Genomic DNA, 12948 nt, shown 5'->3' on the forward strand with positions numbered 1-12948 from the left:
CGGCAGATTTGTTTCTTAATGTGTACGAGACCGGAATAGATACATGGCATTGCAATAGCCCCGTTATCAAGACACATGCCGGATACGTGGCCTGGATTTAATGCATCTCAACGACTGGATCCGATCGAGGCACTCGGGCAGACATCGCAGGATGAAGCCGCCACCGAGCGCCCGGACGGATTCTCGACCCTTGAATTGCTCCAGGAGAACGACATGCAAGCAAAGACGATCGCTTTGGCTTTTGCGGCTTGTGCCGCAGTTGCAACCGCTGCTTCTGCTTACGCAGGCATCCCCGTCGACACGAGCGCCAATGTCCAGGGCGCACAGCAAGCGCGCCAGTGGGCGTCGGTCGCGCCGAAGACGAAGACGCGTGCCGAAGTGCGCGAGGAACTGGTGCGGGCACAGAAAGACGGCCAGCTCGCGGCGCTCGACAAGCTCTATCGAGGCGGCTGAATCCCGGCTACCGACGCAACGCCGGTTTCAAGCATCGCCATTCACCACCACTGTCACCCACCCAGTTCAATACGACACCGATCATGAGCCAAGAAACGAAAGTCCTGTACACCGGCAAGACCCGCACCACCGGCGGTCGCGATGGCGCGGCCCACAGCTCGGACGGCCGCCTGGACGTCAAGCTGTCCGGTCCCGGTTCGGCCGCGCCCGGCACGAATCCAGAGCAGTTGCTGGCCGCAGGCTGGTCGGCATGCTTCATCGGCGCGATGGGCCTGGCCGCGCAACGGCTGAAGATTGCGCTGCCGCGCGACACGCATGTCGATGCGGAGATCGATCTGGCCATGAACGACGGTGCCTACTTCCTGCAGGCACGACTGAACGTCAGCGTGCCGGGCGTCGACACCGCCGTCGCGCAAGCGCTGGTCGACGCGGCGCACCAGACCTGCCCGTATTCGAAGGCCACGCGCAACAACATCGACGTCGTCGTCACCGTCGTTTGACTCGCCTGCTGCCGGACCCGCGCACGACGCCGTTTGCGTGATCGGCACGCCCGGCGTGGTGCGCGCTTCCGGCAGGCACTCCCGCGTGTCGCGTATCGATCGCGACATGCGGCCTTCTTCTCGCGCCAGGATACCCATCATGTCATCCACACCGTTTTCTCCCCGTCGACGCCACGTGCTTGCCGCTACCGCCGCTACCGCCGCCGTCGGTGCCATGGGGCTGATTCCCGGGTCGGTGTTCGCCGCAACCGGCAACACGGCCATTCGTCCGTTCAAGGCCAGCGTGCCCGAGGCCGCCCTCGTCGATCTGCGGCGCCGCATCGCGGCGACGCGCTGGCCCGGCAAGGAGACCGTCAACGACGAATCGCAAGGCGTGCGGCTCGCGAGAATGCAGGCGCTTCTCCAGTATTGGGGTTCCGACTACGACTGGCGCAAAGGCGAGGCAAAGCTGAACGCGTTGCCGATGTACATGACCGAGATCGACGGCCTCGACATCCAGTTCATTCACGTGCGTTCCCGCCACCAGAACGCGCTACCGTTGATCATGACGCATGGATGGCCGGGTTCGATTTTCGAGCTGATCAAGGTCATCGGCCCGCTGACCGATCCGACCGCGTACGGCGCCAGTGCGAACGACGCGTTCGACATCGTGATTCCGTCGCTGCCCGGCTTCGGCTTCTCCGGGCAGCCGAAAACGACCGGCTGGGGCTCGGATCACATCGCCCGTGCATGGGGCGAACTGATGGCCCGACTCGGCTACACGCGCTTCGTATCGCAAGGCGGCGATTGCGGTTCGGTGATTTCGCACCGCATGGCGATGCAGAAGGTGAAAGGGCTGATCGGCATCCATGTCAACATGCCGGCCACCGTGCCGCCGGACATCGCGACCTTGCTCGCGCTCGGCGAACCCGCGCCGGGCAGGCTGTCGCCGAAGGAAAAGGCCGCATACGATTCGCTCAACGTCTTCTACAAGGACAATTGCGGCTATTCCGCGATGATGGTCACGCGTCCGCAAACCGTGGGTTATGCGTTGGCCGATTCGCCCGCCGGCCAGGCTGCGTGGATGTACGACAAGATCTCGCAATGGACCTATAGCGGCGGCGTGCCGGAACGTTCGCTCACCCGCGACGAAATCCTCGACGATATCTCCCTCTACTGGCTGACGAACAGCGCGACCTCCGCCGCGCAGATCTACTGGGAAGATCATTCCAACAACTTCAACGCGGTGGACATTTCGATGCCGGCTGCCGTGACGATCTTCCCCGGCGAGATCTATCAGGCGCCGCGCAGCTGGACCGAGCGGGCTTACCACAACCTCATCTACTTCAACGAGGTCGACAAGGGCGGTCATTTCGCCGCGTGGGAAGAGCCGCAACTGCTCGCAAGCGAAGTGCGCGCCGCATTCCGCACGCTGCGCTGAGCAAGCAGGTTTCGACGGCGATCGCCTGCCGCGATCGCCGTCGCGTTCCGATGTCGCCGCAACGCGCGCACCGTGAAGCCAGGAACAGTCATGTCTCGATCCACCGATTCCACCGATTCCACCGATTCCACCGATTCCACCGATACCCGAAAGGCAGCCGCGGCCATCGCGCTGTTGATACTCTCGATTGCATTGCGCCCGCCCATCGTTTCGATCGGGCCGGTGCTCGAATCGATCCAGCAGAGCTTCGGCCTGAGCTACACGCAGGCGTCCCTGCTGACCGCGATTCCGGACGTCTGCATGGGTGTCTTCGCGCTCGCCGCGCCGGGTGTCGCGCGCAGATTGGGTACGGACAACGCGGTCGTGGCCGCGCTGGCCCTGCTGTGTGTCGCGATGGTCGCCCGCGCGCTGGCCGGCTCCGCCGGCGTACTGCTTCTGTGCACCGTCTTTGCCGGAATCGGCATCGCGATTTCGGGTTCGCTGATCGGCGGCTGGGTGAAGAAGCACTTCGCGCGCGACGCGACGTTCTTCATGGGGATCTACAGCGCGGGACTCAGCGTCGGCGGGACGGTCGCGGCGAGCGCGTCGGGTTACATCGCGCTGAGTTTCGGCGGCTGGCGCGTGGCCGTCGCATTGTGGAGCGTGCTTTGCATCACCGCGATCCTGAGCTGGCGCCGGCTGGCCCGGCGCTTCCAGGAGGCGAAGGCCGCCGAAGCGCAACCTCGGCAGCCTGCGCAAGTGCCGGCGGCGGTCGGTCTTCCGTGGGGCAACATCCGGGCGTGGCGGGTCGCGGCTTACTTCGGCGCGAGCCAGTTCATCGTGTACGCATGCTTTGCATGGCTCGCGTCGTCGAGTGTCGAACTGCATATCGAGACGCTGTCGCCCGGTCTGGTATTGGGCCTCTTCACCTGCGTGTTCGCGCTCAGCAGCTTCGGAATGGGCATGAAGGCCGGCCGCTCCACCGATCGGCGCGGCTGGCTCGGCCTCGCGTCGGCCATCACGGCGGCAGGCATCGGCGGGCTGGCATTTGCGCCGACCGCCTATCCGGCGTCGTGCATCGTCCTGATCGCGATCGGACAAGGCATGTGCTTCACGCTCGCGATGACCTTGCCGCTTGACCATACCCATTCGCCCGCCGAGACCAACGCGTGGAGCGTGTTCATGCTCTTCATCGGCTATCTGGTGGCCGCATTGGGGCCGCTCGCCTTCGGCTATCTCCGCGACCGGACGGACGGTTACTTCGCTTCCTATTTCATGCTGTTTCTGGTTGCCACCGGCATCACGCTGATGGTGCCGCTGCTTCGGCCCGCGTCGGCGCCGCAAAGCGAATCCATTCCCACGGTTTCCGAATCGCCCTGATTTCGCAGGGGTTTCGGCCAAATTCGTTATTGGCGGGCGGCAGCGGTGACAGTCGTCCCGCATCGCGTCGTCGGAATAAAGCCGGCATTCGGGTGTTCCGGTCCGCATGCAGGAATGACGCGGAGCGCCGAGCACGCCGGCTTTTCCTGAACGCGCTCCCCGGCCGCAACGAGCCGGGATCGGGCTGTTCGTTCAACACACGACGGCGATGGAATAACTTCGCCGACCAACTGTTTACCAGGGGGTATCGCCCGCTCAATTTCGCCTAAACCCATGGACACATGTCAGATGCTGCAGTTTCTCAACGTCGCCTTGGTCGCACCGCAGGAGGATCGACGTAGATGACCGCAGCCGAACTGTCCGCCATGCTGCCTTCGATGCTCCCGCGTCTGTGGGCATTCGCGCTACGGATCTCGGGTGATCGCCACGACGCTGAAGATCTCGTGCAGTGCGCGTGCCTTCGCGCGCTCGAGCGCGCGCATCAATTGCGACCGGGCACCGCGCCGCTGAGCTGGATGTTCTCGATCGTCCAGTCCACCTGGCTCAACGAACTCCGCGCACGCAGCGTGCGCAGGCGCTCGGGCATGGACTGGGACGACGACTTCCTCGAAACCGTCTCCGATCCCGCTGCACCGACGCTGGAGCAACAGGCCCTGGATGAACAGATCGTCAGGGCAGTGCAGCAGTTGCCCGAAGCCCAGCGCGTGGTCATGCTGCTGGTCGGTGTAGAGGGGCTCAGCTATAGCGAAGCGGCCGACGCGCTCGGCGTACCCATCGGCACGATCATGAGCCGGCTTTCGCGAGCCCGCCAGACGATCGGTTCCCTGTTCATCGATCGACAAGACCGACGTGTGAAAAGCAACGCGAATAGTGAGGATCAGGGGGCATGAAAATAGACGACATCCTGCTCATGGCATACGTGGATGGAGAGCTCACGTCACACCAGCGCGAGGAAGTCGAGAGGGCGATCGGAACGTCGCCCGATATCGCCACACGCGTTGCATGGCTCGAAGCATCGGTGTTGCCGTACCAGCGTGCATTCGAGCAGCAGGAATGGCCGTCGGTTCCGCAGAGCCTGGTGCACAAGGTCGCCGAAATCGCGCAGGCGTACGTCGCGTCTTCGGACGTCGTCGCGCGTGACGTCAGTCGTTCCGTCGATGCACCTGTGCCGCAACCCGAGGTACGTGAGGCGTTCGCCGCGCCGATACGCTCGCGGTTTGGCATGATGGCGCCTTGGCTCGCCGTGGCCTTCGTCGCGGGTGCGTTCTGCTTCGGCGCCATACTGCGCTTCGCGCCGGGCGCGGCGCGAGGTGGCTTCGCACCGCAGGCCGCACCGATGGCTACGCAGACGCGCGCGTCCCCCTGGATCATGGCGGCTGCGAATTATCAACGACTCTATACGCGCGATACCGTCGCGTTCGATTCGTCGAATCCCGCTGTCGCGGCGCATACGGTGGAAAACATTCGCCGTGACGACGGGCTGCCGATACGGATTCCGGATCTGCGCTCGGCGGGGCTGACGTTCAAGCGCATACAGCGCCTGCGCTTCAACGACAAGCCGTTGGTGCAGATCGTCTATCTGCCGGAAAAAGGCATGCCGGTGGCGCTGTGCCTGATGAAGGATGACAAGCCCGACACGGCGCTCGCCCGACAACAGGTCGGCGGCATGGACGTCGTGACATGGCGGCGTGCCAACCTCACTTATGCGCTGATCGCCCCGCCCGGCGACACCGATCTCGGCGCAATCGGCAAGCAGATATCCGAAAATGTCGTGGGGGAAAGGCTAGGTCAGGTGCCGCATGTCGATCTGGCGATCGCGAGTTGAAGGAAATCTCCGCGGCGTACAGCGCATTTCGATCACGCAGCGCGCATTCTGACGTGCAGACGAGCAACTTCGTTCTGCGGACCGGCGGCAAATCGCGCCGTTTTCGGCGGCCGTCCGGGCCGCAAATGACAGCGAACACCTGGCCGCGTCCGATCACGACCTTGCCGCGGCCTTCGCTTCCAGCATCTTCACGAACAGACAGAGCGTCTGATTGACCGGTGTGCCGATGCCGGCGGCAAGGCCGCGCCGAACGACCGCGCCATTCAGATGGTCGATTTCGCTGCGTTTGCCCCGCGCCAGATCCTGCGCCGTCGACGAATACTGACCCGGCGGAATCGTCGCTTCGATTTGCTCGACGATACGCGCCGGCGGGTCTGCGAAGTGGACACCCTCGGCGGCAGCGACGGCGAGGCACTCGGCGACGACTGCGCGCATGGTTTCGCTCAGTGCGTCGCGATGCGGCATTTCGCCCAACGGCAGTTGCACGATCGCCGAAATCGCGTTGTATGCGCAGTTCAGGATGAACTTCTGCCAGAGCGTCGCGCGTACGTCGTCGGCGATCCGGGTGGGAATGCCCGCCGCACGCAGGATGTGCGCGAGCGGTTCGCTGGGCGGCGCTGCTTCGATCGCGAGATCGCCGCGGCCGTGGTGCAACAGATGCCCCGGGCCGGCCATCTCGCTGGCGACATACACCGCCGCGCAAATGACGGGTTGCGAAATCTCGGCACGCAAGAGCGCGGCGTTGTCGACGCCGTTTTGCAGACTGACCACGGTGGCTTCCGGTGCGAGGACGCGGCTTAGCTTGCGCGCCGCTTCGGCGGTATCGCCTGATTTCACGCATACCAGAACGACGTCTGCCGATCGGGCCGCCTCGATATCGGTCGACGCGTTGGCGGGTACGTGCTTGTCGAACGCGCGCGTCTGGAGGCGCAATCCGAAATCGCGAATCGCGTCCACGTGCGACGGCCGGCCAATGAAGACGACATCGTGGCCGTGCAGCCCCAGCATGCCACCGAAGTAGCAGCCAACCGCGCCGGCGCCCAACACTGCAAACCGCATGATTGCTCCAAGGGAACCCGTGAACACTTCACGCATGCACGAAGTGCACGCGCACGACCGCCCCGTGGGGCCGTCCATCCACATTGAACACGCGAGTGCCGCCGTTTATTCCCGAAATCGTGAGAGGCGACGGCACGCTTGCGCGAGTGTTGACCCTGATGGCGGTGGTGAACCGGGCGGCGAGCCGCGCAGACCTCGTGACCCGCGCCGACTCCGGCCGCTCGCTCCCATGGCCGGCTCCTCATCCGCGATTCCCATAACCGGCTCCCATAAGCTCACGCGTCGTCAATGCGCTCGCTGCTTCGACCCCATCACTCGGGCATACCGATGGTCCGCCGCCGCCCCGATCCGGCCAAACCCTTATCCAGCCGTCCATTTCGGGCCGAGCCCACGCAATCTGTGGCCGATTTTGTCACCATGTGGGCCGGATATGACAACGCGAATCGGCCATTGCGGCATTACGATGGGTCACGTCGTCGCCCGGAGCCGGCCGGTTTTGGCGGACCGGCCCGGTAGCGCGCCTCATTCACCGCCTGATTTGGAACATCGACCATGAGCTATAACGCCCCCGTCAAGGACATGCTGTTCGTGCTGAAGGAACTCGCGGGTATCGACGCCGTCGCGCAGTTGCCGGGCTTCGAGGATGCGGGTTACGACACGGCGCAGGCCGTGCTCGACGAGTCCGCGAAATTCTGCGGCGAGGTGCTGGCGCCGCTGAACGTCGAAGGCGATCGCAACCCGAGCAGCTGGAAGGATGGCGTCGTGACCGCGACGCCGGGCTTCGGCGCAGCGTTCCGCCAGTTCGTCGAAGGCGGCTGGCAGGGGTTGCAGCATCCGGCCGAATACGACGGCCAGGGGCTGCCGAAGCTGATTGCGACGCCGTGCATCGAGATGCTGAACGCGTCGAACCTGTCGTTCGCGCTGTGCCCGCTGCTCACCGACGGCGCGATCGAGGCGTTGCTGACGGCCGGCACCGACGAGCAGAAGCAGCGCTACGTGCCTAAGCTGATCTCGGGCGAATGGACCGGTACGATGAACCTGACCGAGCCGCAAGCCGGTTCGGATCTCGCGCTGGTGCGCTCGCGCGCGGAGCCGCAGGGCGACGGTACGTACAAGGTGTTCGGCACGAAGATCTTCATCACGTGGGGCGAGCACGACATGGCGGACAACATCGTCCACCTGGTGCTGGCGCGCACGCCGAACGCGCCGGAAGGCGTGAAGGGCATCTCGCTGTTCATCGTGCCGAAGTTCATGGTCAACGAAGACGGCTCGCTCGGCGCGCGCAACGACGTGCACTGCGTGTCGATCGAACACAAGCTCGGGATCAAGGCGAGCCCGACGGCGGTGCTGCAATACGGCGATCACGGCGGCGCGATCGGCTATCTCGTGGGCGAGGAGAACCGTGGCCTCGAATACATGTTCATCATGATGAATGCGGCGCGCTTCGGGGTCGGGATGCAGGGGATCGGCGTGGCCGACCGCGCGTACCAGAAGGCGGCCGAATTCGCGAAGGAACGCGTGCAGAGCCGTCCGGTGGACGGCTCGGCCAGGCAGTCGGTGACGATCATCCATCACCCGGACGTGCGCCGGATGCTGGGCACGATGCGTGCGCTGACCGAAGGCGCGCGGGCGCTGGCGTATGTGGCCGCCGCGCACAGCGACATTGCCCACCGCCATTCGGACGAGGCGACGCGCTCGCGTCACCAGGCAATCTACGAATATCTGGTGCCGGTGGTGAAGGGCTGGAGCACGGAGATGGTGAACGACGTGGCGAGCCTGGGCGTGCAGGTGCATGGCGGGATGGGCTTCATCGAGGAGACGGGCGCGGCGCAGTACTACCGCGATGCGCGGATCCTGGCGATCTACGAAGGGACGACGGCGATCCAGGCGAACGACCTGGTCGGCCGCAAGACGATGCGAGATGGCGGCGCGGTCGCCAAGGCGCTGATCGCCGAAATCGGCGACACGGTGGCGGCGCTGGGCAAGCTGGAGGGTGCGGCGGCCGCGTCGATGAAGGCGCAGCTGGAGAAGGGCGCACGGGCGCTGTCGTCGGTGGTGGATTACGTGGTGGCGAACGCGAAGCAGGACCCGAACGCGGTGTTCGCGGGCAGCGTGCCGTACCTGAAGCTGGCGGGCGTGGTGCTGTGCGGGTGGCAGATGGCGCGCGCGCTGGTGGCCGCGCAGGCGAACCGTGCGAGCGACGTGGCGTTCTTCGACGCGAAGATCGCGATCGCGCAATGCTATGCGGAGCACGTGCTGGTGCAGGCGAGTGCGCTCGAAGCGTCGATCGTCGGCGCGAAGGGCAACGAGAGCGTGCTCGCGTTGACGGAAGACCAGTTCTGACCGGCTGACGGTCGGGACGCAGCAGGAGACAGGATTTTGACCACACAGGACTTGCTCGCGCAATACGGCCCGCGCGAATCGATGGAATACGACGTCGTGATCGTCGGCGGCGGCCCCGCCGGGCTGTCGGCGGCGATCCGGCTCAAGCAGCTGGCCGCCGAGAAGGGCACCGAGATCGGCGTATGCGTGCTCGAGAAGGGCTCCGAGATCGGCGCGCACATCCTGTCGGGCGCGGTGATGGACCCGCGCGCGATCACCGAACTGTTTCCCGACTGGAAGGAACGGGGCGCACCGCTCGATGTCGAGGTGACGGAAGACCGCTTCCTGTTCCTGTCCGAGAAGAGCGCGGTGACCACGCCGAACTGGGCGCTGCCCGAGAACTTCAAGAATCACGGCAATTACGTGATCTCGCTGGGCAACGTCACGCGCTGGCTCGGGGCACAGGCCGAAGCGCTGGGCGTCGAGATTTTCCCGGGCTTCCCCGCCGCGGAGATCCTCTACAACGACGACGGTTCCGTGAAAGGCGTCGCGACCGGCAACATGGGCGTGGGCAAGGACGGCGAGCCGACCGAGAACTTCCAGCTCGGCATGGAATTGCACGCGAAGTACACGCTATTCGCCGAAGGCTGCCGCGGCCACCTCGGCCGCCAGCTGATCTCGAAGTTCAAGCTCGACGCGAACGCCGATCCGCAGGCGTACGGGATCGGCATCAAGGAACTGTGGGAAATCGATCCCGCCAAGCACAAGCCGGGTCTCGTGATCCACACGGCCGGCTGGCCGCTGAAGTCGGATACGTACGGCGGCTCGTTCCTGTATCACATGGACAACAACCAGGTGGTGGTCGGCTTCGTGGTGGGCCTGGGCTACACGAACCCGTACCTGTCGCCGTTCGAGGAGTTCCAGCGCTACAAGACGCATCCGTCGATCCGCGCGTTCCTCGAAGGCGGCAAGCGCGTGTCGTACGGCGCGCGGGCGATCACGGCGGGCGGGCTGCTGTCGCTACCGAAGACGGTGTTCCCGGGCGGCGCGCTGATCGGCGATGACGCGGGTTTCCTGAACGCATCGCGGATCAAGGGCAGCCACGCGGCGATCAAGACCGGCATGCTGGCGGCCGACGCCGCGTTCGACGCGGTGCAGGCCGGCCGTCAGTCGGATGAACTGAATGCGTACCCGGATGCGTTCAAGCAATCGTGGCTGTACACGGAGCTGTACCGCGCGCGCAACTTCAAGCAGTGGATGGCCAAGGGCCTGTATCTGGGCACGCTGATGGTCGGGCTCGAGCAGAAGGTGATGGGCGGCAACGTGCCGTGGACGCTGCATCACCAGCATGCGGATCACGAGATGCTGAAGCCGGCGTCGCAGTGCGAGCCGATCGCGTATCCGAAGCCGGACGGCAAGCTGACGTTCGACCGGCTGTCGTCGGTGTTCATCTCGAACACGAACCACGAGGAGAACCAGCCGGCGCATCTGACGCTGAAGGATGCGAGCGTGCCGGTGAACGTGAATCTGCGCACGTACGCGGGGCCGGAGGCGCGGTTCTGCCCGGCGGCGGTGTACGAGTTCGTGAAGAACGACGACGGCGGCGATCGTCTGGTGATCAACGCGCAGAACTGCGTGCACTGCAAGACCTGCGACATCAAGGACCCGACGCAGAACATCGTGTGGGTCACGCCCGAAGGGGGCGGCGGGCCGAATTACCCGAACATGTAACGCAACGCATCCCCGCGCCCGCGGGCGCGAACGAACCGGAGTGAGACGATGAGCAATGCAGCGAAGGAAGTCGTGGTGGTGAGCGGTGTCCGTACCGCGATCGGTGATTTCGGCGGCAGCCTGAAGGATTTCTCGCCGACCGACCTCGGCGCGAAGGTAGTCGCCGACGTGCTGGCGCGCGCGAACGTGCCGGGCGATGCGGTCGGCCATGTCGTGTTCGGCCACGTCGTGAACACCGAGCCGAAGGACATGTATCTCGCGCGCGTCGCGGCGATCAACGGCGGCGTCGCGCAGCACACGCCGGCGCTCACCGTGAACCGCCTGTGCGGCTCCGGCCTGCAGGCGATCGTGTCGGCCGCACAGACGATCATGCTCGGCGATGCCGACGTCGCGATCGGCGGCGGTTCGGAGAGCATGAGCCGCGCGCCGTACACCGTGCCGGCCGCGCGCTTCGGCCAGCGCATGGGCGACGGCAAGCTCGTCGACATGATGCTCGGCGCGCTGCACGACCCGTTCCAGACGATCCACATGGGCGTGACGGCCGAGAACGTCGCACGCAAGTACGACATCTCGCGTGAAGCGCAGGATGCGCTGGCGCTGGAATCGCATCGTCGCGCGGCGCGCGCGATCGCGGAAGGGCGCTTCAAGGATCAGATCCTGCCGATCTCGATCCGCACGAAGAAGGGCGAAGTCGCGTTCGACACCGACGAGCACGTGCGGCACGACGCGAGCTCGGACGATTTCACGAAGCTCAAGCCGGTGTTCGCGAAGGAGAACGGCACCGTGACCGCCGGCAACGCATCGGGCATCAACGACGCGGCCGCTGCCGTGCTGATGATGAGCGCGGACGCCGCACGCGCGCAGGGCGTGAAGCCGCTCGCCCGCCTCGTCGCGTATGCGCACGCGGGCGTCGATCCGGCGTACATGGGCATCGGCCCGGTGCCGGCCACGCAGAAGGCGCTCGAACGCGCCGGCCTGAAGATCGCCGATCTCGACGTGATCGAAGCCAACGAGGCGTTCGCCGCGCAGGCCTGCGCGGTCACGCAGGAGCTCGGCCTCGATCCCGCTAAGGTCAACCCGAACGGCTCGGGCATCTCGCTCGGTCATCCGATCGGTGCGACCGGCGCGCTGATCACGGTGAAGGCGCTGTACGAACTGAAGCGCATCGGCGGGCGTTACGCGCTCGTGACGATGTGCATCGGCGGCGGCCAGGGGATTGCTGCCATCTTCGAGAACATCTGATAATCGACCGCTCAGCATCCGAATACACAGGACATTTCATGGCCATCGAAATCGTCGGCGTCGTGGGCGCCGGAACCATGGGTAACGGCATTGCGCAAACCGCCGCCGTTGCAGGACTGAACGTCGTGATGATCGACGTCAGCGACGCCGCGCTCGACAAGGGTCTCGCGACGCTGAAGGGCAGCCTCGAGCGGCTCGTGTCGAAGGACAAGCTCGACGCGGCCGCACGCGATGCGGCGCTCGCGCGCATCGCGACGTCGACGGACTACGCGAAGCTCGCCTCGGCCGACATCGTGATCGAAGCCGCCACCGAGAACGTCGAGCTGAAGGGCCGCATCCTGAAGCAGATCGAGGCCGTCGCGCGCCCGGACGCGATCATCGCGACCAACACGTCGTCGATCTCGATCACGGCGCTCGCGGCGCCGCTCGCCGATCCGTCGCGTTTCCTCGGCATGCACTTCTTCAACCCGGTGCCGCTGATGCCGCTCGTCGAGATCATCCGTGGGCTGCAGACGAGCGACGCGACCGCCGCGGCCGTGCGCGCGCTGACCGAGCGTTTCGACAAATCGCCGATCGGCGTGCGCAATTCGCCGGGCTTCGTCGTGAACCGGATCCTGGTGCCGATGATCAACGAAGCGTTCTTCGTGCTGGCCGAAGGCATCGCGTCGGCCGAGGAGATCGACGCGGGGATGAAGCTCGGCGCGAACCACCCGATCGGGCCGCTCGCGCTGGCCGATCTCGTGGGCCTCGACGTGTGCCTCGCGGTGATGGATGTGTTCCTGAAGGACTTCGGCGATCCGAAGTATCGCGCGTGCCCGCTGCTGCGCGAGATGGTGTCGGCGGGGCGGCTCGGGCGGAAGACGGGGCGTGGGGTGTACGACTACGGCAAGTAAGCGGCGCATCGGTGCCACTTCGCGCGGCCGCCTTCGGGCGGCCGTGTGCATTGTGCGGCGCGCGCGGACCGACAGACCGGGCCGGTCGGCCCACTCGGCGATCGTACGCCGGTCGCGCGTCCGTGCGCCGGCCCGCCTGAGCAG

At 65.5% G+C, this 12948-nt stretch carries 11 protein-coding genes; 10 read left to right on the plus strand and 1 reads right to left on the minus strand.

The features are described from left to right. Positions 1 to 75: 75 nt before the first annotated feature. From HWX09_RS33675 to HWX09_RS21960, 6 genes are all read left to right on the plus strand, one after another. Entirely contained in the window at positions 76 to 453 is a 378-nt protein-coding gene (locus HWX09_RS33675; protein WP_227789565.1) for a DUF4148 domain-containing protein, read from the plus strand. A gap of 83 nt (positions 454 to 536) precedes the next feature. Then, entirely contained in the window at positions 537 to 953 is a 417-nt protein-coding gene (locus HWX09_RS21940) for an organic hydroperoxide resistance protein (RefSeq protein WP_027786168.1), read from the plus strand. 139 nt (positions 954 to 1092) lie between these two features. Beyond that, positions 1093 to 2373 (plus strand): epoxide hydrolase family protein, encoded by a 1281-nt coding sequence (locus tag HWX09_RS21945; protein ID WP_027786167.1) that lies wholly within the window; start codon positions 1093 to 1095, stop codon positions 2371 to 2373. Between the two features lie 90 nt (positions 2374 to 2463). Then, the gene (locus HWX09_RS21950; RefSeq protein WP_080681404.1) at positions 2464 to 3732 is read left to right on the plus strand and encodes an MFS transporter; all 1269 of its coding nucleotides are present in this window, start codon (positions 2464 to 2466) and stop codon (positions 3730 to 3732) included. Between the two features lie 341 nt (positions 3733 to 4073). Beyond that, the gene (locus HWX09_RS21955; RefSeq protein WP_027786166.1) at positions 4074 to 4622 is read left to right on the plus strand and encodes an RNA polymerase sigma factor; all 549 of its coding nucleotides are present in this window, start codon (positions 4074 to 4076) and stop codon (positions 4620 to 4622) included. Then, positions 4619 to 5557: an anti-sigma factor gene (locus tag HWX09_RS21960; protein WP_027786165.1), complete on the plus strand. Its 939-nt coding sequence runs from the start codon at positions 4619 to 4621 to the stop codon at positions 5555 to 5557. The genes HWX09_RS21955 and HWX09_RS21960 overlap by 4 nt, the downstream gene beginning before the upstream one ends. Before the next feature lie 153 nt (positions 5558 to 5710). Here the strand turns inward: HWX09_RS21960 and HWX09_RS21965 are convergent, their stop codons facing one another. Further along, positions 5711 to 6616, minus strand: coding sequence for a ketopantoate reductase family protein (locus tag HWX09_RS21965; RefSeq protein ID WP_027786164.1), 906 nt, complete (start codon positions 6614 to 6616; stop codon positions 5711 to 5713). Between the two features lie 552 nt (positions 6617 to 7168). Between HWX09_RS21965 and HWX09_RS21970 the strand changes: the two genes are divergently transcribed. The 4 genes from HWX09_RS21970 to HWX09_RS21985 are packed head-to-tail and all read left to right on the plus strand — an operon-like array spanning position 7169 to position 12804. Then, positions 7169 to 8959 (plus strand): acyl-CoA dehydrogenase, encoded by a 1791-nt coding sequence (locus HWX09_RS21970; protein ID WP_027786163.1) that lies wholly within the window; start codon positions 7169 to 7171, stop codon positions 8957 to 8959. A gap of 36 nt (positions 8960 to 8995) precedes the next feature. Next, positions 8996 to 10669 carry an electron transfer flavoprotein-ubiquinone oxidoreductase gene (locus tag HWX09_RS21975; protein WP_027786162.1) on the plus strand — a complete coding sequence of 558 codons (1674 nt, stop codon included), beginning with the start codon at positions 8996 to 8998 and terminating at the stop codon, positions 10667 to 10669. 48 nt (positions 10670 to 10717) lie between these two features. Beyond that, entirely contained in the window at positions 10718 to 11911 is a 1194-nt protein-coding gene (gene bktB / locus HWX09_RS21980; RefSeq protein ID WP_027786161.1) for a beta-ketothiolase BktB, read from the plus strand. A 38-nt stretch (positions 11912 to 11949) separates the two neighbouring features. After that, the gene (locus HWX09_RS21985) at positions 11950 to 12804 is read left to right on the plus strand and encodes a 3-hydroxybutyryl-CoA dehydrogenase (protein WP_027786160.1); all 855 of its coding nucleotides are present in this window, start codon (positions 11950 to 11952) and stop codon (positions 12802 to 12804) included. Positions 12805 to 12948: the final 144 nt, after the last annotated feature.

Source organism: Burkholderia sp. BCC1208, assembly GCF_902833095.1.
In the GTDB taxonomy this organism is placed as follows: Bacteria; Pseudomonadota; Gammaproteobacteria; order Burkholderiales; family Burkholderiaceae; genus Burkholderia.

What these genes read in the sequence shown, in the direction of transcription:
- HWX09_RS33675 (WP_227789565.1), top strand. Translation starts at nt 76, where the DNA reads ATGCCGGATACGTGGCCTGGATTTAATGCATCTCAACGACTGGATCCG.
- HWX09_RS21940 (WP_027786168.1), top strand. Translation starts at nt 537, where the DNA reads ATGAGCCAAGAAACGAAAGTCCTGTACACCGGCAAGACCCGCACCACC.
- HWX09_RS21945 (WP_027786167.1), top strand. Translation starts at nt 1,093, where the DNA reads ATGTCATCCACACCGTTTTCTCCCCGTCGACGCCACGTGCTTGCCGCT.
- HWX09_RS21950 (WP_080681404.1), top strand. Translation starts at nt 2,464, where the DNA reads ATGTCTCGATCCACCGATTCCACCGATTCCACCGATTCCACCGATTCC.
- HWX09_RS21955 (WP_027786166.1), top strand. Translation starts at nt 4,074, where the DNA reads ATGACCGCAGCCGAACTGTCCGCCATGCTGCCTTCGATGCTCCCGCGT.
- HWX09_RS21960 (WP_027786165.1), top strand. Translation starts at nt 4,619, where the DNA reads ATGAAAATAGACGACATCCTGCTCATGGCATACGTGGATGGAGAGCTC.
- HWX09_RS21965 (WP_027786164.1), bottom strand. Translation starts at nt 6,616, where the DNA reads ATGCGGTTTGCAGTGTTGGGCGCCGGCGCGGTTGGCTGCTACTTCGGT.
- HWX09_RS21970 (WP_027786163.1), top strand. Translation starts at nt 7,169, where the DNA reads ATGAGCTATAACGCCCCCGTCAAGGACATGCTGTTCGTGCTGAAGGAA.
- bktB (WP_027786161.1), top strand. Translation starts at nt 10,718, where the DNA reads ATGAGCAATGCAGCGAAGGAAGTCGTGGTGGTGAGCGGTGTCCGTACC.
- HWX09_RS21985 (WP_027786160.1), top strand. Translation starts at nt 11,950, where the DNA reads ATGGCCATCGAAATCGTCGGCGTCGTGGGCGCCGGAACCATGGGTAAC.